Source organism: Streptomyces sp. NPDC034103 (assembly GCF_055575395.1).
The window spans coordinates 408,513-433,011 of sequence record NZ_JBVISS010000006.1 but is presented as its reverse complement, the minus strand read 5'-3'; the positions used below and the strand labels follow the sequence as shown (position 1 = coordinate 433,011).

At 73.1% G+C, this 24,499-nt stretch carries 19 protein-coding genes and 1 pseudogene; 14 read left to right on the top strand and 6 right to left on the bottom strand.

Annotated features, from left to right (window positions below; translation table 11 throughout):
• Positions 1-90 precede the first annotated feature (90 nt).
• Positions 91-1,770: an AMP-binding protein gene (locus ACZ56U_RS16010; protein WP_469084611.1), complete on the bottom strand. Its 1,680-nt coding sequence runs from the start codon at positions 1,768-1,770 to the stop codon at positions 91-93.
• 39 nt (positions 1,771-1,809) lie between these two features.
• Complete coding sequence (locus ACZ56U_RS16005) at positions 1,810-2,784, bottom strand: nitroreductase/quinone reductase family protein (RefSeq protein ID WP_469084610.1); 975 nt, start codon at positions 2,782-2,784, stop codon at positions 1,810-1,812.
• Positions 2,785-3,115: 331 nt separating this feature from the next.
• Here ACZ56U_RS16005 and ACZ56U_RS16000 point away from each other — a divergent pair, with 331 nt between their 5' ends.
• The 11 genes and pseudogenes from ACZ56U_RS16000 (at position 3,116) to ACZ56U_RS15950 (ending at position 17,009) form a co-directional block, all read left to right on the top strand.
• Positions 3,116-4,777 (top strand): FAD-binding oxidoreductase, encoded by a 1,662-nt coding sequence (locus ACZ56U_RS16000; protein ID WP_469084609.1) that lies wholly within the window; start codon positions 3,116-3,118, stop codon positions 4,775-4,777.
• 78 nt (positions 4,778-4,855) lie between these two features.
• Positions 4,856-5,806: an aldo/keto reductase gene (locus tag ACZ56U_RS15995; RefSeq protein ID WP_469084608.1), complete on the top strand. Its 951-nt coding sequence runs from the start codon at positions 4,856-4,858 to the stop codon at positions 5,804-5,806.
• A gap of 256 nt (positions 5,807-6,062) precedes the next feature.
• Positions 6,063-7,274: a sedoheptulose 7-phosphate cyclase gene (locus ACZ56U_RS15990; protein WP_469084607.1), complete on the top strand. Its 1,212-nt coding sequence runs from the start codon at positions 6,063-6,065 to the stop codon at positions 7,272-7,274.
• Entirely contained in the window at positions 7,271-9,466 is a 2,196-nt protein-coding gene (locus ACZ56U_RS15985; protein ID WP_469084606.1) for an ROK family protein, read from the top strand. The genes ACZ56U_RS15990 and ACZ56U_RS15985 overlap by 4 nt, the downstream gene beginning before the upstream one ends.
• Positions 9,463-10,326 (top strand): sugar phosphate isomerase/epimerase family protein, encoded by an 864-nt coding sequence (locus ACZ56U_RS15980; protein WP_469084605.1) that lies wholly within the window; start codon positions 9,463-9,465, stop codon positions 10,324-10,326. The genes ACZ56U_RS15985 and ACZ56U_RS15980 overlap by 4 nt, the downstream gene beginning before the upstream one ends.
• Positions 10,314-10,982, top strand: a complete 669-nt coding sequence (locus ACZ56U_RS15975; RefSeq protein WP_469084604.1) for an HAD-IA family hydrolase — start codon at positions 10,314-10,316, stop codon at positions 10,980-10,982. The genes ACZ56U_RS15980 and ACZ56U_RS15975 overlap by 13 nt, the downstream gene beginning before the upstream one ends.
• Positions 10,983-11,058: 76 nt before the next feature.
• A pseudogene (locus ACZ56U_RS15970) lies at positions 11,059-12,171 on the top strand (serine hydrolase domain-containing protein); the annotation flags it as partial.
• Positions 12,156-13,358, top strand: coding sequence for a pyruvate dehydrogenase (acetyl-transferring) E1 component subunit alpha (pdhA, locus tag ACZ56U_RS15965; protein ID WP_469084603.1), 1,203 nt, complete (start codon positions 12,156-12,158; stop codon positions 13,356-13,358). The pseudogene ACZ56U_RS15970 and the gene pdhA, both read left to right, overlap by 16 nt.
• 3 nt (positions 13,359-13,361) lie before the next feature.
• Positions 13,362-14,345: an alpha-ketoacid dehydrogenase subunit beta gene (locus ACZ56U_RS15960; RefSeq protein ID WP_469084602.1), complete on the top strand. Its 984-nt coding sequence runs from the start codon at positions 13,362-13,364 to the stop codon at positions 14,343-14,345.
• Positions 14,346-14,358: 13 nt separating this feature from the next.
• A complete protein-coding gene (locus ACZ56U_RS15955) occupies positions 14,359-15,669 on the top strand; it encodes a dihydrolipoamide acetyltransferase family protein (RefSeq protein WP_469084601.1) in 1,311 nt (436 codons plus the stop codon).
• Positions 15,670-15,716: 47 nt separating this feature from the next.
• Positions 15,717-17,009, top strand: a complete 1,293-nt coding sequence (locus ACZ56U_RS15950; RefSeq protein WP_469084600.1) for an MFS transporter — start codon at positions 15,717-15,719, stop codon at positions 17,007-17,009.
• 78 nt (positions 17,010-17,087) lie between these two features.
• Here ACZ56U_RS15950 and ACZ56U_RS15945 read toward each other — a convergent pair whose 3' ends face one another.
• Entirely contained in the window at positions 17,088-17,663 is a 576-nt protein-coding gene (locus ACZ56U_RS15945; RefSeq protein WP_469084599.1) for a TetR family transcriptional regulator, read from the bottom strand.
• Positions 17,664-17,880: 217 nt separating this feature from the next.
• Between ACZ56U_RS15945 and ACZ56U_RS15940 the strand changes: the two genes are divergently transcribed.
• Positions 17,881-19,077: an IS701 family transposase gene (locus ACZ56U_RS15940; protein ID WP_469084679.1), complete on the top strand. Its 1,197-nt coding sequence runs from the start codon at positions 17,881-17,883 to the stop codon at positions 19,075-19,077.
• 30 nt (positions 19,078-19,107) lie between these two features.
• Here the strand turns inward: ACZ56U_RS15940 and ACZ56U_RS15935 are convergent, their stop codons facing one another.
• The gene (locus ACZ56U_RS15935; protein ID WP_469084598.1) at positions 19,108-19,614 is read right to left on the bottom strand and encodes a DUF1203 domain-containing protein; all 507 of its coding nucleotides are present in this window, start codon (positions 19,612-19,614) and stop codon (positions 19,108-19,110) included.
• 121 nt (positions 19,615-19,735) lie between these two features.
• On the opposite strand from ACZ56U_RS15935, the gene pepN reads away from it, so the two are divergent.
• A complete protein-coding gene (gene pepN, locus ACZ56U_RS15930) occupies positions 19,736-22,309 on the top strand; it encodes an aminopeptidase N (protein WP_469084597.1) in 2,574 nt (857 codons plus the stop codon).
• Between the two features lie 81 nt (positions 22,310-22,390).
• Here pepN and ACZ56U_RS15925 read toward each other — a convergent pair whose 3' ends face one another.
• On the bottom strand, positions 22,391-23,350 hold the full coding sequence (locus ACZ56U_RS15925; RefSeq protein WP_469084596.1) for an EamA family transporter: 960 nt from the start codon (positions 23,348-23,350) through the stop codon (positions 22,391-22,393).
• 122 nt (positions 23,351-23,472) lie between these two features.
• Here ACZ56U_RS15925 and ACZ56U_RS15920 point away from each other — a divergent pair, with 122 nt between their 5' ends.
• Positions 23,473-23,994: a MarR family winged helix-turn-helix transcriptional regulator gene (locus tag ACZ56U_RS15920; protein WP_469084595.1), complete on the top strand. Its 522-nt coding sequence runs from the start codon at positions 23,473-23,475 to the stop codon at positions 23,992-23,994.
• A gap of 167 nt (positions 23,995-24,161) precedes the next feature.
• Here ACZ56U_RS15920 and ACZ56U_RS15915 read toward each other — a convergent pair whose 3' ends face one another.
• Positions 24,162-24,437 (bottom strand): hypothetical protein, encoded by a 276-nt coding sequence (locus ACZ56U_RS15915; RefSeq protein ID WP_469084594.1) that lies wholly within the window; start codon positions 24,435-24,437, stop codon positions 24,162-24,164.
• Positions 24,438-24,499 lie beyond the last annotated feature (62 nt).

Here is a 24,499-nt window from a genome sequence, read left to right as displayed (position 1 = left end):
GGTCACGACCCCCGCCGCCCGGGGGCAGCGCACTGCGGCCGTCACCCCGCTCGGGTGACGGCCGCGGTGGTGTGCGGGCGGGGTGCCGGGTCAGCGGAAGTCCTCTTCGCGGTATTCGGCGTCGGAGCCCGCGGCCGTGGCCTCGCGCAGCTCGATGCGGCGGATCTTGCCCGAGACGGTCTTGGGCAGCGGCGCGAACTCCAGTCGGCGGACGCGCTTGTACGGTGCGAGAACCTGCCGGGAATGCTCGAACAGCACCTTCGCCGTGTCCGGCCCCGGCTCCCACCCCCGCGCCAGCACCACGTACGCCTTCGGCACCGCCAGCCGCAGCTCGTCCGGCGCCGGCACCACCGCCGCCTCGGCCACCGCCTCATGCTCCAGCAACGCGCTCTCCAGCTCGAACGGCGAGATCTTGTAGTCGGACGCCTTGAACACGTCATCGGCCCGCCCCACATAGGTGAGATAGCCGTCCGCGTCCCGCGAGGCGATGTCGCCGGTACGGTAGTAGCCGCCGGCCATCGCCTCCGCCGTACGGTCCGCGTCACCGTGATAGCCGGTCATCAGGCCGACAGGGCGCGCCGACAGGTCGAGCGCGATCTCTCCCTCCCGCGCACCCGGCGCACCCGTCACCGGGTCGAGGAGCTCCACCCGGTAACCCGGGCTCGGACGGCCCATAGAGCCCGTCTTCAACGGCTGACCGGGGCTGTTGGCGACCTGCACGGCCGTCTCGGTCTGCCCGAAGCCGTCCCGGATCGTCACCCCCCACGCCTGCCGCACCCGCTCGATCACCTCCGGGTTCAACGGCTCCCCGGCGGCCACCACCTCACGCGGCGGGGTCCGCAACTGGCTGAGGTCGGCCTGGATGAGCATGCGCCACACCGTCGGCGGCGCACAGAAGGTCGTCACCCCCGCCCGGTCCATCTCCCCCATCAACCGACCCGCGTCGAACCGCGAGTAGTTGTGGATGAAGACCGTCGCCTCGGCGTTCCACGGCGCGAAGAGATTGGACCACGCGTGCTTGGCCCAACCCGGCGAGGAGATGTTCAAGTGCACATCACCGGGCCGCAGACCGATCCAGTACATCGTCGCCAGGTGCCCGATCGGATACGACACATGGCTGTGCTCCACCAGCTTCGGCAGGTCGGTCGTGCCGGAGGTGAAGTAGAGCAGCAGGGCGGTGTCCGCCGGGGTGGGCCCGTCGGGGACGAAGTCGGCGCCGGCCGTGCGCAGTTCGTCGTACGGCAGCCAGCCCGGCACCGGCTCGCCGCCGACCGCGATCCGGGTGTAGGTGCCGGGCACGTCGTCGAACTTGGCGGTGTCCGAGGCCCGTACGACCACATGCCGCACCCGGCCCCGGCCGACCCGGTCGCCCAGATCCGCCGGGCCGAGCAGCGGGGTGGCCGGGACGAGCACCGCACGCAGCTTCATCACGGCCAGCGCGGTCTCCCACAGCTCCGCCTGGTTGCCGAGCATCACCAGGACCCGGTCACCGGCGCGGACCCCGGCCGACCGCAGTCCGACGGCGATACGGTCCGACCGCTCGGACAGCTCGGCGAAGGACAGCCGGGTCTCGCCGCCGTCCTCCTCCACGATGTGCAGGGCGGTGCGGTCGTTGCCCTCGGCGATGACGTCGAACCAGTCCAGGGCCCAGTTGAAGTGCTCCGGGCGCGGCCAGGCGAAGCCCTCACAGGCCGCGGTGTAGTCCTCGCGGTGGGCCAGCAGAAAATCCCGGGCGGCCCGGAACTCCTTGGTGGCTACGGTCTCCGGCACAGTGTCTCCTCTTTCCTGCGGCTCGCTCGGACGGCCGTCTCAGTCGACCGGGACCAGCTCGACGACCGGGATGTCACGGCCCGTGCGGTCCCGGAACTGGGCGAAGTTGGGGTCCTGGGCGGTCTGGCGCCGCCACAGCTCCTCGTGCTCGGCCGCGGGCACCGGCTCGGGCCGTACGAGGAAGCGGCGGCCGCCGGGCAGCTCGACCGTGCCGGTGCCGGCGGCGACCAGGTTGCGGTACCAGGCGGGGTGGCTGTCGGCCCCGCCGTTGGCGGCGAAGACGATGTGCCGACCCTCGTGCTCCAGGTGCACCAACGGGGTGGTGCGGACCACGCCGCTGCGCCGGCCCGTGGTGCTGAGCAGCAGCAGCGGGACATCACCGAAGTCGGCGACTCGACCGTCGTTCGAGCGGAATTCCTGGATGACGTTCCGGTTGAACGGATTGCTGTTGACGGACTCGTCCACGGCATCGCCGCGGTGCGCGTCCCAGTTCTCCTCGGGGAGATAGAGCCGGGTACTCGTCGTCTCCTCGAACGGCATTCCTTCGGGCATGTTGATGAGTTCCATGTGCAGACCCCAGGGCGTGACGAAATACACCCAGCGATCGCCCGCGATAGGGCCGTCGGTGATGGTCTCCGGCTCACCGAGAATGGTGACCCCGGGGACCTCGCGCAGATACGCCACGGCCTTGTCGACGTCGTCGACGTACAGGGCGAAGTGGTGGCCGCCCCAGTCGCTGTTGCGGGGCTGCCGGCGGTCCTGGTCGGGGGAGGTGTACTCGAACAGCTCCAGGTTGGTCACCGGCCCGAGGCGCAGCATCGCGATCTGGGCCGAGGCGTTCGGGTGGACGCCGAGCTTGCGGGTCATCCAGTCGCCCTCGGTGTCCTCCACCGGCCCCAGCCGGTAAGCGAGTTCGGCGCCGATGACATCGACGAAGAAGCTCACCGCCTGGTCCAGGTCCGGCACGGTGTAGGCGATGTGATGGACGGCCCGGGCTCCGGGAAGTGTGCTCACAGTGGGCTCCGTTCGGGCTCGGTCCGCCCCGGGGCGGACGTGTCTGTGCCGGGTTGTGTCACCCGGCCTCGCCGGTAGCCTCGGCGCCCCGGCGAGCCGTCGGCAAGGGCGAGTTGGAGAAGTCGGCGGACATGCCGAAGTCGCCGTGACGGGTTGGCATTCCGGATGCCGGTGCTGTTGAGATGGAGTCCGTCGAGGCGCCGCCGGCCGCACAATCCGCCGGGCGCCATCGAATACCTCTCGCACTTTTTCCGTGTATTCCTTGCGTACGCGTTCCCGATTCTCCGAACGGCGTCGAGCGAATTCTCAACGGGGGTCAATGATGGGTGAATTGAACAGACGGCGGTTCGTGGGGCTCGGCTCCGGGATCGCGTTCACGGCCGCGGCCGGCGGGGGCCTTGCGACGGCGCCGTACGCCCGTGCCGCCGGTGCCACCGGCGTCACGGCGCAGGAGGCGGCCCCCTCGGCCGTCGCGGTGACACCGTCCGACAGCCGCTACGCGGACCTGATATCCGGCAACAACCAGCGGTGGACGTCGAGTCCGGACAAGGTCGTGCTGCCCCGGACGACCGCCGAGGTGGTCGCCGCGGTGCAGGAGGCGGTCAGCGCGGGCAAGCGGCTGTCCGTCTGCGGCGGCGGCCACTGCTTCGAGGACTTCGTCTTCAACGCGGACGTCAAGGTCAACATCAACATGGGCCTGATGAACGCGGTCTCGTTCGACACCGCGATGAACGCCTTCAAGGTCGGCGCCGGAGCCACCCTCCTCGACGTCTACGAGGCGCTGTACGAGGGCTGGGGTGTGACGATCCCGGCCGGCATCTGCCACAGCGTGGGCGTCGGCGGCCACGTCACCGGCGGCGGCTACGGCAACCTGTCCCGGCAGTACGGGCTGACCGTCGACCATCTGCACGCCGTCGAGGTCGTCGTCGTGAACGCCTCCGGCACGGCGCGCAGCGTGGTGGCCGCCCGGGACTCCGCCGACTCCGCGCTGCGCGACCTGTTCTGGGCGCACACCGGGGGCGGGGGCGGCAGTTTCGGGGTGGTGACCGCGTTCTGGTTCCGCACCCCGGGTGCGACCGGGGCGCCAGCGGCCCTGCTGCCGAAGGCGCCCTCCAAGATCTTCCTGACGCTGGCGGGCTGGCCCTGGGAGAAGGTCACCCAGGACGGTTTCAGCCGCCTGGTCGACTACTGGGGCACCTGGTTCGAGGAGCACAACACCCCTGGCACGACGGCCGGTTCGCTGTACTCCTGGCTGATGCTCAACCACCGCGACAGCGGCTCGATGGGCGCGGTGGTCCAGCTCGACGCCTCGCTGCCGGACGCGGCGAACGTCCTGTCGGGCTTCCTGGCCGGGATGGACGCGGCCCTCGGCCTGTCCTCGGCGACCGTCCGGCACGACGGCGTACTGGACTCGCAGTACACCAGCACCCGTCTGATGCCGTGGCTGCGCGGCACCAAGTACATCGGCGCGATCTCGCCGACTCAGCTGGACCCCACCACCCGGGGCTGCCACAAGTCGGCGCATCTGCGGCGGCGTACCCCGAAGGCGCAGATCGACGCCATGTACGCCCACCTGACCAGCACGGACAAGCCGAGCACCATGACCGGGATCGTGCTGTCCGCGTCGGGCGGCAGGATCGCGAGCGTGTCGTCGACGGCGACGGCGGTCGCCCAGCGCGACGCGATCATGAAGGTGAACTTCGAGAGCCGCTGGTACGACAGGGCCGACGACGCGAAGAACGTCGGCTGGGTCCGCGAGGCGTTCGGCGCGGTGTACGGCGCCACGGGCGGGGTCCCCGTCCCGAACGACGTGACCGACGGCTGCTACATCAACTACCCCGACGGCGACCTCTCCGATCCGGCGTACAACCGGTCCTCGGTGGCCTGGCACGACCTGTACTGGAAGCAGAACTACGCCCGCCTCCAGCAGGTCAAGCGCGCCTGGGACCCCGGTGACGTCTTCCGCCACCGCCAGTCGGTCCGCCTCCCCTGACCTTCCCTCCCCCCGGATCCCCGCGATCCCTTCGATCCCCTAGATCCCCAACCCCCCTCAACAACACTGGAGTTGAAGATGCGTACCACCACCCTGGGCAAGAACGGTCCCGTCGTAGGCCGCGTGGGCCTGGGCACCATGGGCATGTCCTTCGGCTACGACCCGCACGGCTGGGACGACGACGCCTCGGTCAAGGTGATCCACCGCGCCCTCGACCTCGGCGTCAACCTGATCGACACCGCGGACGTGTACGGCCCGTTCACCAACGAGGAGCTGGTCGGCCGCGCGCTCAAGGGCTGCCGGGACGAGACCGTGCTCTCCACCAAGGGCGGCCTGGTCGTCGACGAGAACGGCCTCGGCCTCAACGGGCGTCCCGAGCACCTGTCGGCCGCCGTGGACGCGAGCCTCCAGCGGCTCGGTGTGGACCACATCGACCTGTACTTCCTGCACCGCGTGGACCCGACGGTCCCGCTGGAGGAGAGCTGGGGCGCCCTCGCCGAGCAGGTCGCGGCCGGCAAGGTGCGCGCGCTGGGCCTGTCCGCGGTGACGCTGGAGCAGATCAAGGCGGCGCAGGCCGTGCACGAGGTGGCGGCCGTGGAGTCCGAGGCCTCCCTGTTCACCCGGGACGCGTTCGCGGACGTGCTGCCCTACACCGTCGAGCAGGGCATCGCCTTCCTGCCGTTCTCGCCGCTCGGCCGCGGTCTGCTCACCGGTGCCTTCAGCAAGCCGGCCGACCTGCCCAAGGACGACTGGCGCAGCACCCAGCCGCGGTTCACCGACGAGGCGTTCGCGCACAACAAGGCGATCGTCGACGCGGTCGCGGCCGTGGCCGGCCGGCACGGCGCCACCACCGCCCAGGTCGCCCTGGCCTGGCTGCTGGCCAAGGGCGAGTACGTGGTCCCGATCCCCGGCACCAAGACCGAGCGCTACCTGGAGCAGAACGCCGGCGGCGCGGACGTCGACCTCACCGCGCAGGACCTCGCCGAGCTGGACGCCCTGCCCGAGCCGATGGGCGCCCCGGAGGCCTGAGCCGCGCCGGCACCGACTTCGGCGGGCGACCCCCGCCGGACCCTCCCGTCGACGCCGGGCCGGGCGATCCCCGGCCCGGCGTCGCGGGGACGACCCACCCCGCACCCGGCCGCCCCCACCCTCGCGCGGCCGACCGCGGCAGGTTCCCTCCCCCACCCCCCACACCCCCTCCCCCGGTCCCCGCCGCCCCGGCGTCCGCCCACCGGCCCCGATGCCCCTCACCGATGCCCAAGCCCGCAGAGGAAGAGAACCGCACATGACCGAGATCACGACGAACCGGCCGTCGCGGCTGACGACCGCCTTCGACATACCCCGCCCCCCGGACCTCACCTGGTACGTCCAGGCCCAGCAGCCCGTCGGCTACGAGGTGTCCCTCACCCGGGGTCTGCTCAACCCCGCCAACCCGGCGCTGGCCAAGGCCGTGGGCGCCGACAACCGCGGCGGCGTCCGCGCCCTCATCGTCGTCGACAAGGTGGTCGACGACCTGTACGGCACCGCCCTGCGGGCCTACTTCACCGCCTGGCAGACCGACGCGACCTGGCTGGTCATGCCCGGCGACGAGGAGACCAAGGCCCTGGAGCAGGTGGTCGAGGTGACCCGGTCCATGACCGAGATGGGCATCCTGCGCCGCACCGAGCGCGTGGTCGTGGTCGGCGGCGGTGTCCTGATGGACGTCGTCGGCATGGCCGCCAGCCTCTACCGGCGCGGCGCCCCCTACGTACGGGTGCCCACCACCCTCGTCGGCCAGGTGGACGCGGGCGTCGGCGTGAAGACCGGCGTCAACCACGGCACCCACAAGAACCGCCTCGGCACCTACTTCGCGCCCGAAGTCACCCTGATCGACCCCGAGTTCCTGCGCACGGTGCCGCACCGGCACATCGCCAACGGCCTCGCCGAGATCATCAAGATGGCGCTCATCAAGGACGCCGACCTGTTCCGCCTCCTGGAGGAGACGGTCGCCCACATCTCCAGCGACACCCTCGCGGACTGCGGTGCGGACATGAGCGAGGTCGTCTCCCGGGCCATCGCCGGCATGCTCGACGAGCTGGAGCCCAACCTGTGGGAGAGCGTGCTGGAGCGCTCGGTGGACTACGGCCACACCTTCAGCCCGTCCCTGGAGCTGCGCGCCGACCCGCCGCTGCTGCACGGCGAGGCCGTCGCCGTCGACATGGCGGTGTGCGTGGCCCTCGCGGCGAACCGCCAGTACCTGTCCCCGGCCGAGGCGCACCGGGCGCTCGCCCTGATCGCCGCCGCCGGACTCCCCCTCACCCACCCCGTGTTCACCCCCGAACTCCTCCAGGTCGGTCTCGCCGACGCGGTCAAGCACCGGGACGGCCTGCAGCGCCTCCCCCTCACCGACGGCATCGGCTCCTGTGTCTTCGTCAACGACGTGACGCCGGCCGAGCTCGCCCGCGCGCTGGAGTTCGTCCACGCCTACGCGGACCGGACGGACGGGTCGGCCCCGTGAGCACGCGAGGCCCGATCACCGTCCTCGACGTGGGCGGGACCCATGTGCGCCACGCCCGCTGGTCACCCGACGAGGGGCTCGGCGAGGTGGCCGACACGCCCTCCCCGAGCCGGCTGCGCCACCCGGGGATGCCGTTGGAGGAGCTGCGCGGTCGTCTGCTCGCCGCGATCTGCGACGCCGTCCCGGCCGGCCCCGCCCCGGTGGCCGCCCTCTCCTTCGGTGCCGCCCTCGACCAGCGCACCGGCACGGTCTACGGCTCGGCACCCCTGTTCGGCGACGAGACGACACCGCTGGATCTGCCAGGGGCACTGGGCGCCCTGCGCCCGGACGTGGAGTGGCACGTCCTGAACGACGTGACGGCGGCGCTCCTCCACTACGCCTCGCACCCCCGCCACCACGGGCACCGCAAGGTCCTGCTGCTGACGGTGAGTTCGGGCATCGCCTGCCGCACGATCGACCTGCGGACCGGGACCATCGCCACCGACCCCTGCGGCCTCCAGGGCGAGGTCGGCCATCTGCCGGCGCACACCCGACTGGCGGGTCACGACGTCGAGCTGACCTGTGACTGCGGTCGCCCGGGGCATGTGGCGGCCTACTCCTCGGGCCCCGGCCTGCGCCGCATGGCGGACGTCCTGCGGGACCGCGCCCCGGACCGCTGGCAGGCCTCGCCGCTGGGCCGGGCCATGAGCGGGGGCACCTCCTTCGAGGAGGCCCTCGCCACGGCCCTCGACCACCGCGACCCGCTGGCCGCCGAACTCCTGGACGCCGCGACGGCCCCCGTGGCCGACGTCCTGCGCACGGCCCTGTCCCTGGACCCGGAACTGGACGACCTGGCCGTCACGGGCGGTGTGGCGACGGGCCTGGGCCGCCACTACAAGGCCTCCCTGGACCGCCACTTCGCCGAGGAGGGCCTCTACCTGACCTCGGACCACGCCCCGCGGTGGCTGACGGACCGCGTCACCGTCTGCGCGCCGGGTGAGGCGAACGGCCTGATCGGCGCGGGCATCGGTGCGCTGCGAGGCCCCGCGAGCGGCGCGGGGAACCACGCGACCCGCCGCCGACGCCCAGCACGGGCCCACTACGCCGTGGTCCGCGACGAGGCCGGCCTGCACTACTCGCCCCGCCCCACGCCCGACCCGGGCCCCGGCGAACTGCTCGTCGCGCCCCTGGTCGCCGGAGTCTGCGGCACCGACCTCCAGATGCTCCGGGGCATCCGCGACGACGGCGCCCCGGTCATCGGTCACGAGGGCGTGGCCAGGATCGTGGCCGTGGGCGAGGACGTCCAGGACCCCGCGCTGCACCCCGGCGTGCCCGTGGTCATCAACCCCACCCACCCCGAGGACGACTCCTTCCTCCTGGGCCACAACGTCGACGGTCTCCTCCAGGAACGCGCCCTCGTCCCGGCCACCGCGGTCCGCGCCGGACTCGTCCTGCCGCTCCCCGAGGTCCCGCCGGGGGTGCTCGGCGCGCTCGTCGAGCCGCTCGCGGTGGCCCGGTACGCGGCCCTCGCCCTGGGCGAGCACCGCCCGCGCACCCTCCTGGTGTTCGGCGACGGCACGGTCGGCCATCTGGCCGTCCGCACGGCCAGGCGCTGGTACGGCCCCGACGTGCGGACCGTGCACGTCCACCACACCCCCGCCGGCCTGGTCTGGAGCAACTGCGCCCCGCACTCGGCGGACGAACGGCTGCTGTCCGACGGTCTGTCGGCCGAGCGGCTGGCGCGCGCCCTCGGCGACGGCCCCCTCGCGGTGCTGATCGCCACCCCGGCCCCGGCCACCCTGCCCGCTCTGGAGCTCGCTCTGGAGGCGGCGGCCGGTACCGACACGGTGGTGGACCTCGTCGGCGGGCTGCCGCGGTCCGCGGCCAGCGACCGGGTGCCGGGCGCCGACCTGGCCGAGGTGCGGGCCGCGAACCGCGCGGGCCGCCCGCAGCCGCCGTATGTCGCCCGGTTCGCCACGGCGAGCGGGCACAAGGTGCGGATCCTGGGGCACCGGGGCGTGGCCGGGGAGCATCTGCGGTACGCGGCGGCCGAGTTGTGCCGGGCGCCCGAGCGGTACCGGGACCTGGTGACGCATGTCGTCGACCTGCCCGGCGCGGTGCCGTTGCTGGCCCGGCTCGCCACCTCGACGGACCGGATCGTCTCCGGGCGGCGGCTCGTCAAGATGGCCGTGCGGATGGGTGAGCCGTCATGAGTGCCGTGTCCGAGGCACCGCGGATCGCCCTGGCCGACTGGCGGTTGCCGGTGCGCGGCGAGGCGGCGGTGGACCTGGCCCTCAGACACCGGGTGCCGGGGCTGCAGTTCGACCTGGGCGGGCCCGGGCGCGGCCCCCGGCTGGACGGCCCGGGGCGGGCGGCACGGCTGGCCCGCACCGCCCGCGCCGCCGGGGTGACTGCGCTCGGGCTCGCCGCCAACGTGCTCAACGACATCGGGCTGACCGCCGCCGAGGGCACCCTCGACGCCGGCCGGGTCCGTGCCGTACTGGCCCGACTGCTGGACACGGCCGAGGAGTTGGGGGCGCCGCTGGTCTTCGTGCCCAGCTTCCGGCGCAGCGCGATCGACGGCGAGCGCGCGCTGCTGCGCACCGCACAGGTGCTGCGCGCCGCCGCCGGGCGGGCCCACGCCCGCGGTCTGCTGCTGGCCAGTGAGAACACCCTCGCCCCGAAGGCGGCGCTGCGGCTCGCGGAGGAGGTCGCGTCGCCCGCCTTCCGGCTGCTCCTGGACACCTACAACCCCCGTGCCGCGGGCGTGGATCCGCGGGCCCTGGTGGCGAGGGCCGGCCGGCTGCTGGCCGACCAGGTGCATGTGAAGGACGGCCCGGACGGCGACGGCGGCACCCCGCTGCTCGGCGACGGTGACGGCGATGTCACCGGCACCCTCGGGGCCCTGGCCGAACACGCCGTGCCCGTACGGGCGCTGGTGCTGGAGAACGACCATCGCGGCGGCGACCCGGACCGGCTCGCCGCCGACCTGGGACGGCTGCGGGCGCTGACGGAGCGCGCGTACGGCCGTCGCACCGACTACGCAGGAACGGCGGGGACATGGCCATCGTAGTGACAGCGCAGGCGCTGCTGTTCGACATGGACGGCACGCTCATCGACTCCACCGCGGCGGTGGAGCGGACCTGGCACAGGTTCGCCGAGCGCCACGGGCTCGACCCGGCCGTGATCCTGGCCGGCGCGCACGGGCAGCGCACCGCCGAGACGGTCGCCGAGCACGCCCCGCCGGGCACCGACGTGGCGGCGGAGACGGCCTGGCTGGTGGCGCAGGACATCGCCGACACCCGGGGCACGGTCGCCCTGCCGGGGGCGGCCGAGCTGCTGGCCGAACTGCCGCCCGAGCGCTGGGCGTTGGTCACCTCGGCGGGCCGGGAGCTGGCCCTGCGGCGGATGGCCGCGGCCGGGCTGCCGCTGCCGCGGGTGCTGGTCAGCGCCGACGACGTGGCCCGCGGCAAGCCCGACCCGGAGGGCTACCTGCTGGCCGCGGCCCGGCTCGGCGTGGACCCGCGGGCCGCGATCGTCTTCGAGGACGCGGAACTGGGCCTGCTCGCGGGGCGCGCCGCCGGTGGTTACACCGTGGTCGTCGGTCCGCACGGGGGCACCGCCGCGCAGGGCCGGCCGCGTATCCGGGACTACGTCGGCGCGGTGTGCGGGGAGGTCGAGGAGGCGCTGCGGCTGACCCTCCCGGCCCTCACGGCCGTGCCCGCCTGAGCCGAAGCAACCGCCTGAGCGGAAACGACCGCCTGGGCTGAAGCAACCGAACTCATCTGTCGATCGGAGATCTGCCATGTCCGCAACCGTGTCCGCACCCCCCACGTCGAGCGAAATATCATCGGAAACCGTCATATCCGGCCACGTGGCTCCGGGTTTTGAATCCGTCCGCGAGGAGTTCGCCCGCAACTTCGCCGAGCGCGACGAGCAGGGTGCCGCCCTCGCCGTGACGCTGGACGGCGAACTCGTGGTCGATCTGTGGGGCGGTCCCGCCGATCCCACCACGGGGCGGGCCTGGGACGGCGACACGCTCCAGCTCGTGTTCTCCGGCAGCAAGGGCATCCTGGCGACCGCGCTGCTGGTGCTCGTCGACCGGGGTGTGGTGGAGCTGGACAAGCCGGTCGCCCACTACTGGCCGGAGTTCGCCGCCAAGGGCAAGGCCGGCATCACCGTGCGGGAGGTGGTGACCTTCACCGCGCGGATGCCCGCCGTGGCCGCCCCGCTCTCCCAGGACGACCTGAGCGACCCGGAGGCCATGGCCAAGCTGCTGGCCGACCAGGAGCCGGAGGCCGACCCGCGGGCCGAGGGGATCCTGTACGGGCCGTGGGCGACCGGGTGGATCATCGGCGAGGTGATCCGGCGAGCCGACGGCCGGCGCCTGGACCGGTTCTTCGCCGAGGAGGTGGCCGGGCCGCTCGGCGTCGACGTCTCCTTCGGCATCACCCCCGAGCAGGAGTCCCGGGTGGCCCGCACCGAGTACGGCACGGGCTTCCGTGACCAGTTCACCGGCTACTTCACCAGCGAGGACCCGCTCACCCAGCGGATCTGGCAGAACCCGGTCCCCTTCCCCGAGGACGAGGAGATCTGGAACCGCCCGGCCCGCCGCTTCGGCCTCGTCCCGGCCGCCAACGCCTACGGCTCCGCCCGCGGCTTCGCCACGCTGTACGGCGCCCTCGCCCAGGACGCGGCCCGTCCCGCCGACGAGCCGCCCCTGCTGCTGTCGCGCCGGCTGCTGGACGAGGCCCGCGCCCCCTATGTCAGCAAGGTCGACCAGCTGATCGGGGTACCGATGGTGTACGGGGGCGGCGGCTACCGGCTGCGCACCAACCCGCGACCGACCGTGGACGGCGACTCCTTCGGCCACGACGGCGCCGGCGGCTCCGCCAACCAGGCGTGGCCGCGCGCGGCGGCCGGGGTGTCGTACGTGATGAACCGGCTCATCGCGCTCGGTCCCGACGACAAGCGGGCCTCCTCCCTGGTCAAGGCCGTGGCGGCGGCGATGGACGGGCTCGGCATCGGCGGCGGGCGATGAGCGGCGACGGCATACGGCTGCTCGACCCCGACGGTGAGCGGGTGCCGCACCCGGAGTACGCGATCGAGCTGGACGCCGGTGAACTGCGGTCCCTGTACCGGGACATGGCGCTCGCCCGCCGCTTCGACGCGGAGGGCGTCACGCTCCAGCGGCAGGGTGAACTCGGGCTGTGGCCCTCGCTGCTCGGGCAGGAGGCGGCCCAGGTCGGGTCGGTGCGGGCGCTGGCCGAGGGCGACCGGGTGTTCCCGAGCTACCGGGAGCACGCCGTCGCGCTGGGGCGCGGGGTGGATCCGCTGGCGCTGCTGCGGCTGTTCCGGGGCGTGGACAACGGCGCCTGGGACCCCGACGCGCACGACTTCCACCTCTACACCCTCGTCATCGGCTCGCAGACCCTGCACGCCACCGGCTACGCGTGGGGCATGGCCAAGGACGGCTCGGAGAACGCGGTCGTCGCCTACTTCGGGGACGGTGCCGCCAGCCAGGGCGATGTCGCCGAGGCGTTCAACTTCGCCGCCGTGTACGACGCGCCGGTCGTGTTCTTCTGCCAGAACAACCAGTGGGCCATCTCCGAGCCCAACGAGCGCCAGACCCGGGTGCCGCTGTACCAGCGCGCCCAGGGCTTCGGCTTCCCCGGTGTGCGGGTGGACGGCAACGACGTGCTGGCCGTGCTCGCCGTGACCCGGGCCGCGCTGGAGCATGTCCGCGCGGGCCGGGGGCCGTACCTGATCGAGGCGTTCACCTACCGCATGGGCGCCCACACCACCTCCGACGACCCGACCCGCTACCGGGACGCGGCCGAGGTGGAGAGCTGGCGCGCCAAGGACCCGCTGCTGCGCCTGGAACGGCTGCTGCGCCGCGAGGGCGCCGCCGACGACGCCTTCTTCGCCGAGGTCTCGGCCCAGGGGGAGGCGCTGGCCGCCCAGGTGCGGGAGGGCGTACGGACCATGCCCTCCCCCGCGCCCGACGCGCTCTTCGACCACGTCTACGCCGAGGCGCATCCGGGCGTGGACCGGGAACGTGCCGAGTTCGCCGCCTATCAGGCGTCCTTCGCCGAGGAGGGCTGATCCATGACAGCGACCCGTATGACGCTGGTGACCGCCCTCAACACCGCCCTGCGCGACGTGCTGGCCGAGGACCCCAAGACCCTCGTCATGGGGGAGGACGTCGGCCGGCTCGGCGGGGTGTTCCGGGTGACCGACGGCCTGCAGAAGGACTTCGGCGAGGCCCGGGTGATCGACACCCCGCTCGCCGAGTCCGGCATCGTCGGCACCGCGATCGGCCTCGCGCTGCGCGGCTACCGCCCGGTGGTGGAGATCCAGTTCGACGGCTTCGTCTTCCCCGGCTACGACCAGATCGTCACCCAGCTGGCCAAGATGCACGCCCGCTCCCTGGGCAAGGTCAGGCTCCCGGTCGTCATCCGCATCCCCTACGGCGGTGGCATCGGCGCGGTCGAGCACCACTCCGAGTCGCCGGAGGCGCTGTTCGCGCACGTGGCGGGGTTGCGGGTGATGTCACCGGCGACCCCCGCCGACGCCTACTGGATGCTGCGGGAGGCCGTCGCCTGCGACGACCCGGTGATCTTCTTCGAGCCGAAACGCCGCTACTACGACAAGGGCGAGGTCGACACCGGCTCCCCCGCGGCCCCCGCCCACCGGGCGCGGGTGGTCCGCGCGGGCACCGACCTGACGCTGGCCGCCTACGGGCCGATGGTGCGCACCTGCCTGGACGCGGCCGCCGTGGCGGCCGAGGAGGAGGGCCGGCAGCTGGAGGTCGTCGACCTGCGGTCGGTCTCGCCGCTGGACTTCGACACCCTCCAGGACTCGGTGCGGCGCACCGGGCGGCTGGTGGTCGCGCACGAGGCCCCGGTGTTCTTCGGCGCGGGCGCGGAGATCGCCGCGCACGTCACCGAGCGGTGCTTCTACCACCTCCAGGCGCCGGTCCTGCGGGTCGGCGGCTGGCACACCCCGTATCCGCCGTCCCGGCTGGAGGAGGAGTACCTCCCCGGGATCGACCGTGTGCTCGACGCCGTCGACCGCGCGCTCGCGTACTGAGGAGAGGCAGACGATGACGGACAACGCCCTGCGGGAGTTCCGGATGCCCGATGTGGGCGAGGGCCTCCAGGACGCCGAGATCATCCGCTGGTCGGTCGCCCCCGGTGACCGCGTCACGGACGGGCAGGTGGTGTGCGAGGTCGAGACCGCCAAGGCCGCGGTCGAACTGCCCATCCCCTACGACGGGGTGGTGCACGAGCTGTGCTTCCCCGAGGGCGCCACGGTGGACGTGGGCACGCCCATCATCAGGGTGACGACGACGGCCGCGGCCGAGCCGGAGGCCGTGGCCGGGCCGGCGGCCCGCACCCCGGTCCTGGTCGGCTACGGTGCCGCGCCCGACTCCGCCTCCCGGCGCCGTCCGCGCCGTGCCGGGAGCGGCCCGGCGGCGCCGGTGGCAGCCGCCCCCGCCCTCCCCCTCGCCAAACCGCCGGTGCGCAAGCTCGCCAAGGAGCTGGGCGTGGACCTGGCCGCGGTCGTGCCCACCGGGCCCCGCGGGGACGTGACGCGGGCGGACGTGCGGACGGCGGCCGGGGCCGACCGGTCCGGGGTGCCGCGGTCCCCTGCCGAGGACGTCGAGGCCACCGCGGCCACCGCGGCCACCGCGCCCGCGGCGGCCCCCGCCGATCACGAGACCCGCATCCCCGTCACCGGGGTCCGCCGCGCCACCGCACGGGCCATGGTGGCCAGCGCCTTCACCGCGCCGCACGTCACGGAGTTCGTGACGGTCGACGTCACCCGGACCATGAAACTGGTCCGGCGGCTCAAGCGGCACCCGGACATGGCGGGGCGGCGGGTCGGCCCGCTGCTGCTCGCGGCCAGGGCGTTCCTGGTCGCCGTGCGACGCAACCCGGAGATCAACGCCTCCTGGGACGAGGAGCGCCAGGAGATCGTGCTCAAGCACCGGATCAACCTGGGCGTCGCGGCCGCCACCCCGCGCGGTCTGCTGGTCCCCACGGTCACCGACGCCGACCGGATGACCCTGCCCGAACTCGCGGCCGCGCTGGAGGAGTTGACCACCACGGCGAAGGAGGGCCGGACCCCGCCCGCGGCGCTGCGCGGCGGCACGGTGACCCTCACCAACATCGGCGTGTTCGGCATCGACACCGGCACCCCGATCCTCAACCCCGGGGAGTCGGCGATCCTCGCGCTCGGCGCCATCGGCGAACGCCCCTGGGTGCACCGCGGCAAGGTGGTCCCGCGCCAGGTCACCACCCTGGCCCTGTCCTTCGACCACCGGCTCGTCGACGGCGAACTCGGCTCCCGCGTCCTCGCGGACACCGCGGCCCTCCTGAACGACCCCGGGCTGCTGCTCACCCGCGCCTGATACGCCGTCCCATCCCCTCCACAGACCCCAAGCCGAGGAAGGCGACGATGCTCGACGCACCCCACCCACCGGCCGCCCCGGCCGCGGCCCCGGCCGTCCACGGTCCCCCGCCCGCCCGGCTCGGCCTGAGCACCGCCGTCGTCGCGCTCGGCGGACTGCTGTTCGGCTTCGACACGGGAGTGATCTCGGGTGCCCTGCTCTTCATCCGAACCGACTTCGGGCTCGACTCCTTCGAGGAGGGCGCCGTCATCTCGGCGCTGCTGCTGGGCGCCGCCGTGGGCGCGCTGGCCAGCGGACGGCCTGCCGACCGCTTCGGGCGCAAGAAGGTGCTGGTGGCGATCGCGCTGACCTTCACGCTGGGGCTGCTGGCGGCCGTGCTGGCGAACGGCTTCGCGATGCTGCTCGCCGCCCGCGCGGTGCTCGGCCTCGCGGTGGGCGGCGCGTCCACGGTGGTGCCGCTGTACCTCGCCGAGATCGCCCCGCCCCGGCTGCGCGGCCGCCTGGTGACGGCCAACCAGATCCTGCTCACCGTGGGCATCCTGGTGTCGTACCTGATCAACCTCTGGTTCGCGGGCAGCGCCGACTGGCGGGCCATGTTCGCCGTCGGTCTCGTCCCGTCCGTCGCGATGCTGCTGGGCACCCTGGCGATCCCGGAGAGCCCGGAGTGGCTGCGCGGGCGGACGGCACGCACACCAGCCGGGTCGCTGAGCGCCCCGGGGACCCGGCCCGCGCTGGTGATCGGGGTGACGCTGGCGGCCGTGCAGCAGTTCGGCGGCATCAACAGCGTCATCTACTACGCGCCCAGCATCATGTCCCGGGCCGGGCTGCCCGCGGCGGACTCCATCACCTACTCGGTGGTGATCGGTGCCGTGAACGTGGCGGCGACCGTCGCCGCGGTGCCGCTGATCGACCGGGCCGGACGGCGTCCGCTGCTGCTGTTCTCGCTCGGCGGCATGGCGCTGGCCCTGCTCGCCCTGGGGGTGGTGCTCGGTCTGCCGTCGGGCCCGGTGACCAACGCGACGGCGCTCGTCTGCATGGTCGGCTATGTGGCCGCCTTCGCGGTCGGGCTCGGCCCGGTGTTCTGGATCCTGGCGGCGGAGCTGTTCCCGCCCGAGTCCCGGGCGCGTGGCGGCGCGGTGTGCGCGCTGGTGAACTGGGCGGCCAATCTCGTGGTCGGGCAGATGTTCCTGCCGGCCGCCGACCTGGTCGGGGAGAGCCGGGTGTTCTGGTTCTTCGCCGCGGTGTCCGCGGGTGCCGTCGTCTTCGTGGTCCGCAAGGTGCCGGAGACGAAGAACCGCTCGCTGGCGGACGTGCAGCGGGAGCTGGCCGCGGCGGCCTGACAGCCGGCGTGACGGACCGTGGGGGGGACGGAGGAGGGGCCCCGGGATGCCGATCCCGGGGCCCCTCCTCCGTTCCCCTCACCGCGGTGGCGGGTCCGCGCCCAGCCCGTGCAGCACCAGGTCCCACACCTGGTCGGCGTGGCCGCCGGCGCCACCGCCGGGGTCCACCCGGCTGCCCTCGACCAGCCAGGTCAGCAGCAGCGCGGCGGTGTCCGTCGGCACCCCGGGCCGCAGGTCGCCGGCGGCCGCCGCGCGCTCCAGCAGGAGCCGCACCCCCTCGGCCCACCCCGGCACCAGCCGCGCGCCCTGTCCCCCGGGCGGGCCGTCGCGCTCCAGCCGGGCCGCCGCACGGGTGGCCACGTCGTGCTCCAGCAGCCGCACCACGGCGACCGTCAGGTTCGCCAGGGCCTCCAGCGGGGCCGCGGGGGCGCTGAGCGCGCCGCGCACGACGGGGGCGACGGCGTCCCGGCCGGCCGCCCGCACCGCTTCGGCGAGTTCCCCCTTGGTGCCGAAGTGGAAGGTCAGCGCCCCCATCGAGGCGGCTGCCCGCTTGCTGATCCGGGAGAGCGAGGCCCCCTCGTACCCCCGGGTGTCGAACTCCACCGCCGCGGCGTGGATCAGGGCGTCGTGGGTTCGTGCGGCTCTGTCCTGCATGGATCGACTCTCTTCCTCCTCAGGTCTGGCTTCGACATTGCCCCTGGTGAGGGGGGTGGGGAGGTGTGGACTCGCCAAAGTAGTGCAGACTTGGCGCGAAACAAAGCAAACGTTCTTTATGCTTTTGGTGTTCACTGGATCGCACCGCGCCGAGGGGGATGGAGTGTCAGCGATTCGAGAAGTCCGGGACATCCGGGAGGCACGCGATGTGCGTGGCCTGTGGGAGGCGTACGAGGCGGCCGTCGCGCGACGGAGCAGGCGGGAGAGGGGCGCCGGGTTCGCCGACTTCACCGGGCGGCTGTTCGAGCACCTGCCCCGCACGGACCAGCAGCGCTGGGGTCATGTCTATCTGCACGGCCTGCTCGCCACCCCGGGCAAGAAGTCCGTACGGCGGATGGCCGAGACGGTGACGTCCTCGCCCACCGCGTCGCAGTCGCTCCAGCAGTTCGTGAACGCGAGCCCCTGGGAGTGGGAGGCCACCCGGCGCGAGCTGACGGCCTGGGCGGGCGAGCGGATGGACACCCGCGCCTGGACCCTCGCACCGGCGGTACTGCCCAAGCGCGGCGCCCACTCGGCGGGGGTGCACCGCCGGTTCGTCCGGGAACAGGGCCGGACCGTCAACTGCCAGCTGGGCCTGGGTCTCTTCCTGGCCGGAGACGCCGGGCAGGTGCCGGTCGACTGGCGCCTGCACCTGCCGGAGCGCTGGACGGCCGACGAGGAGCTGCGCCGGCGGGCGCGCATCCCGGCGGGGTCCTCGTCGCAGGCCCTGTGGGCGCAGGCCCTGGACCTCGTCGAGAGCCTGGCCGCCCAGCCCGGTGTGGTGCGGGCGCCCGTCGTCGCGGACCTGACCACCGTCACCGATGTCCGCCCGCTGGTCGAACGGCTGCACGGGCGGGGGCACGGCTTCGTCCTCGCGGTGAGCGGTCAGCTGCCGCTCAGCCCGGAGCCGGGCGGGGCCCGCGCCCACCGGGAGCCCGCGCCCCCGGTCTCCGCCCGCCAGCTGTTGCTCCAGGGCGGCACCCGGCACCCGGACGCGGCGGTGACCACGGGGTCCGACGGCCGCCTGCGCCGCGTCCAGGTCATCTCCAGCCCGACCGAGATCGTGGGGCTGCGCCCGGGCGGCGGCCGGCTCTCCTCGGCCGGCCGGGTGTTCGCCGAGTGGAACACCGGCCGGCAGCGCCTGGACCGCGTCTGGCTGACCAACCTGCCCGGGCACCGGATGGCCGACCTGCTCGCGCTGGCCGAGCTGCACACCGGCACCCTGGCGACCGTCACCGCCCTGGGCGAGCACTACGGCCTGCTCGACTTCGAGGGCCGCTCGTTCCCCGGCTGGCACCGGCACACGACCCTGGTGTCGGCGGCCCACGCCTACCAGTTGCTGTCCCGGTCGGCGGCGCGGCGCGAGGCCGCCTGAGACGGCGGGCCCCCGGGGCGCCGCGGGACATCAGCTCCGAGGCCTGCGGACCTCGTAGAGGAAGCAGCCGTACTCGACGGCCCGGACGTGGACGAGCGCCACGGCCGGGTCGTCGAACGCGGCCCGGAAGGCCTCGTCGTCGAGTCTCTGCACCAGCTCGCCCCCCAGGATGTGCCCGTCGGCGGAGTACCGCCGCACGGTCCGGTGGTCGTTGTCGAAGGCGTACCCCTCGTGCCCCTCGTGCCCCTCGTGCGCTTCATGCCCCCGCGGCCCCGCGCACTCCTCGGCGTGGAGGAAGACGGGGCCCTGCTCGTCGTAGGCACCCGGCTCGGCGCCCGTCTCGGCGGCCCAGCGCCGCAGGGGGGCGTACGAGACCAGGGCGATCCGCTCCCCCGGCGCGCTGCGCCGCAGACAGCACCTGAGGGGCGCCCCGCCCTCCTCGTCGGTCACGGGAACCGTCCGGCGCCCCGCGTCGTCCGTGGAGCGGAGCTCCTTCAGGGTCGCGGGGGTGAGGGGACGTGCGATGTAGGTGGTCATGGCTCCCACGCTCACGGATGTCCGCGCCGGTCACCGGCGGGTTTTGGACATCGCGTTCGGTGCGGGACCCGTGGAAGGATGACCGGACCGCCGAACCGACACATAACGAGGAGATGACCGCGTGCCTGGCACAAACCTGACTCGCGAAGAGGCACAGCAGCGGGCGCAGCTGCTCACCGTCGAGTCGTACGAGATCGATCTCGACCTCTCCGGCGCGCAAGAGGGCGGTACCTACCGGTCTGTCACCACGGTGCGCTTCGACGTCGCCGAGAGCGGCGCGGAGTCGTTCATCGACCTGGTGGCCCCGACCGTCCACGAGGTGACGCTCAACGGCGAGACGCTCGACCCCGCGGAGGTCTTCAAGGACTCCCGGATCGCCCTGCCGGGGCTGCTTGAGGGCCGTAACGTCCTGCGCGTGGCGGCCGACGCCGCCTACACCAACACCGGCGAGGGCCTGCACCGCTTCGTCGACCCGGTCGACCAGCAGGCCTACCTGTACACCCAGTTCGAGGTGCCGGACGCCCGCCGCGTCTTCGCCTCCTTCGAGCAGCCGGACCTGAAGGCGACCTTCCAGTTCACGGTGAAGGCGCCGACCGGCTGGACGGTCATCTCCAACTCCCCCACCCCGGAGCCGAAGGACGACGTCTGGGTCTTCGAGCCGACCCCGCGGATCTCGTCGTACATCACGGCGCTCATCGTCGGCCCGTACCACTCGGTGCACAGCGTGTACGAGAAGGACGGCCAGTCCGTCCCGCTCGGCATCTACTGCCGCCCCTCACTCGCCGAGTACCTCGACTCGGACGCGATCTTCGAGGTGACGCGGCAGGGCTTCGACTGGTTCCAGGAGAAGTTCGACTACGCGTACCCGTTCAAGAAGTACGACCAGCTGTTCGTGCCGGAGTTCAACGCGGGCGCGATGGAGAACGCCGGCGCGGTCACCATCCGGGACCAGTACGTCTTCCGCTCGAAGGTCACCGACGCCGCGTACGAGGTCCGCGCGGAGACGATCCTGCACGAGCTGGCCCACATGTGGTTCGGCGACCTGGTCACCATGGAGTGGTGGAACGACCTGTGGCTGAACGAGTCGTTCGCCACCTACACCTCCATCGCCTGCCAGGCGTACGCGCCGGGCAGCCGCTGGCCGCACTCGTGGACCACGTTCGCCAACTCCATGAAGACGTGGGCGTACCGCCAGGACCAGCTGCCCTCCACGCACCCGATCATGGCCGACATCCGCGACCTCGACGACGTCCTGGTCAACTTCGACGGCATCACCTACGCCAAGGGCGCCAGCGTCCTGAAGCAGCTCGTGGCGTACGTCGGCATGGACGAGTTCTTCGCGGGTGTGCAGGCGTACTTCAAGCGCCACGCCTTCGGCAACACCCGCCTGTCCGACCTGCTGGGCGCGCTGGAGGAGACCTCCGGGCGTGACCTGGGCACCTGGTCGCAGAAGTGGCTCCAGACGGCCGGCATCAACGTCCTCCGCCCCGAGATCGAGACGGACGAGCACGGCGTCATCACCTCCTTCGCCATCCGCCAGGAGGCCCCGGCGCTCCCCGCGGGCGCCAAGGGCGAGCCGACCCTGCGCCCGCACCGCATCGCGGTCGGCCTGTACGAGCTCGACGACACCAGCGGCAAGCTGGTCCGCGACGAGCGCGTCGAGCTGGACGTCGACGGCGAACTGACGGCCGTACCGCAGCTGGTCGGCAAGCGCCGCCCGGCGGTCGTGCTCCTCAACGACGACGACCTGTCGTACGCCAAGGTCCGTCTCGACGAGCGGTCCCTGGCCTTCGTCACGGAGCACCTCGGTGACTTCGAGTCCTCCCTGCCCCGGGCCCTGTGCTGGGCCTCGGCCTGGGACATGACCCGCGACGCCGAACTGGCCACCCGCGACTACCTGTCCCTGGTCCTGTCCGGCATCGGCAAGGAGTCGGACATCGGTGTCGTGCAGTCCCTGCACCGCCAGGTGAAGCTCGCGATCGAGCTGTACGCCGCCCCGGCCGCCCGGGAGACGCTGCTGACCCGCTGGACGGACGCCACGCTGGCGCACCTGCGGTCGGCCGCGGCCGGCAGCGACCACCAGCTGGCGTGGGCGCGGGCGTTCGCCGCGACGGCCCGTACGCCGGAGCAGCTGGACCTCCTGGAGGCCCTGCTGGACGGCTCGCAGACGATCGAGGGCCTGGCCGTCGACACCGAACTGCGCTGGGCGCTGGTGGAGCGCCTCGCGTCGGCCGGCCGCTACGACGAGGCGGAGATCGCGGCCGAGTACGAGCGGGACCGGACGGCGGCCGGCGAGCGGCACGCGGCCACCGCCCGTGCCGCCCGCCCGACCGCGGAGGCGAAGGCCGAGGCCTGGGCGCAGGTCATCGAGTCCGACAAGCTCCCGAACGCCGTTCAGGAGGCCGTCATCGCGGGCTTCGTCCAGACCGGCCAGCGCGAGCTGCTCGCGTCGTACACGGACCGGTACTTCGAGGTCCTGAAGGACATCTGGGACGCTCGCTCGCACGAGATCGCCCAGCAGATCGCGGTCGGCCTCTACCCGACCATCCAGGTCTCCCAGGAGACCCTGGACAAGACGGACGCCTGGCTGGCCTCCGCCGAGCCCAACGCGGCCCTGCGCCGCCTGGTCTCGGAGTCCCGCGCGGGCGTGGAACGCGCCCTGAGGGCCCAGGCCGCGGACGCGGCGGCCCAGTAGCCGGTACGACGGCGAGGGGCGCCCGGTGTGACACCGGGCGCCCCTCGCCCGTGCTCAGGGGCGGGCGTGATCTCGGTGGAGCTACCGTCGCAGCGCCGGACCTGTCACGTCCATCGAGTCCTTTCGAGCGTTCCTCTCAGGGAAACCGAATGATCGGGTCGTGCGCGCCACCCCGCGCGCCTCGCCCTGCCCGAGCTGCCCGAGCTGCCCGGCCACGGTCGCCCCGAACGCCACCGCCATCCCGGCCAGCTGGACCGCGGTGAGCGTCTGCCCGAGCGCCGCCCAGCCGACGATCGCCGCAGTCAGCGGGGAGAGCGGTCCGAGGAAGGTGACCTGGGTGGCGCTGAGCCGGCCGATGCCGCGGAACCAGAGCCAGTACGCCACCGCCGTGTTGGCCAGCGCCAGATAGAGGTAGCCGCCGACCGCCCGGCCGTCGAGCGCGGGCGGCGCCCCCTCGACCAGCAGCGCGAGCGGTGCGATGAGCAGCCCGCCCGCGGTCAGCTGCCAGCCGGTCAGCGCGAGCGGCCCCACCCCCTCGGGCCGGCCCCACCGCTTGGTCAGCACGGTCCCGGCGGACATCGACGCCGCCGAGGCGAAGGCCGCGAGCACACCCACCACGTCGAGCGCCCCGGCCGCCCTCAGCACGACGAGACTGACACCGAACGCCGCCACGACCCCGGTGAGCACACTCCGCGCGGTCGGCCGCTGCCCCAGCAGCAGCGCCGACAGTCCCACGACGAGCAGCGGCCCCACCGAGCCGACGACCGCGGCCATGCCGCCCGGCAGCCGGTACGCCGACAGGAACAGCAGCGGGAAGAAGGCCCCGATGTTCAGGGCGCCGAGCACCGCCGCCTTGCCCCACCAGATGCCCTTCGGCAGCACCCGGGCGAACGCGAGCAGCAGCAGCCCGGCGGGCAGGGCGCGCAGCAGCCCGGTGAACAGGGGGCGGTCTGCGGGCAGGAACTCGGTGGTGACGGCGTAGGTGGTGCCCCAGGAGATCGGGGCCAGAGCGGTGAGCAGAACGGTCGCGGGGCGGGTCATGGCCGGGTCCCTTCGGAGTGGCTTGCTTGGAAGAAGCTTAGCGCTAAGCCACTTTTTCGCAAGCTGCTTTCCCGCAAGCTACTTTCTTGCGGGCGACCGGTCCGCGGACCGATACTCCTCCCATGAACGCCACGCCGCAGCAGCCCCCGAGGGACCCCGTCGACGCGATCATCGAGCAGTGGGGCACCGTGCGGCCCGACCTCGACACCCGGGCGATGGAGGTCTTCGGACGGATCTTCCGGCTGTCACGCGCCATGGGCGACCGCATGGAACGGGCCTACGCCCCCTACGGCATCTCACGCGGCGAGTTCGACGTCCTGGCCACCCTGCGCCGCGCCGGCGAGCCCTACACCCTCTCGCCCCGCGAGCTCTCCGGGGCGCTCATGCTCACCACCGGCGGCATGACCGGCCGCCTCGACAAACTGGAGCGCGCGGGCCTGCTGCGCCGCTCCCCCGACCCGCACGACCGCCGGGGCCTCCAGGTCACCCTCACCGACAAGGGGCTGACCGTCCTGGACGAGGCGGTCGGCGCCGGCCTCGCCGCCGAGACCCAGGCGATGTCCGTCCTCAGCGACGAACAGACCACCCAACTGGCCGAGCTGCTGCGCCACTTGCTGGCCGGCACCCAGGCACCCCCGCACTGACCGCTCCGCCGGGGACACGGCCCCGCGCTCCCTGGGCCGCGCCGACGCCCGGACACGCCGAGGGCGCCGGCCTCGCCCACGTACGGCTTGGTGCGCGTACGTGGGCGGGGGCGGCGCCCTCGGGGAACGTGCGGTGAGCTGTCAGGCCGCGTCGGCCCTCGGCTCGGTCAGGCTCCGGCCTTCGCCTTCACGGGAGCCTTGGTCTTCGTCCTCGGCACGCGGTCGGTGGACCGGTCCAGGACCATCACCAGGCCCGCGATGACCGCGAAGATCACGAGCGGGGCCACGACGAAGAGGCCCAGCGTCTCCATGACGCTCAGGCCCGGACCGGGGTCGTCGCCGTCGTCGCGGGTGAGCGCGAGCGCGGGAGACGTCATGAGCAGCATCATCAGCGTCGTACCGGCAGCCAGGGCACCGGCGCGCAGGGCGTTCTTCTTGTCCACGGTGCCAAAATATCCAACCCGGGTCGGGGCCGCTCGTCCGGGGGGTGGATAGGCCCGCCCCA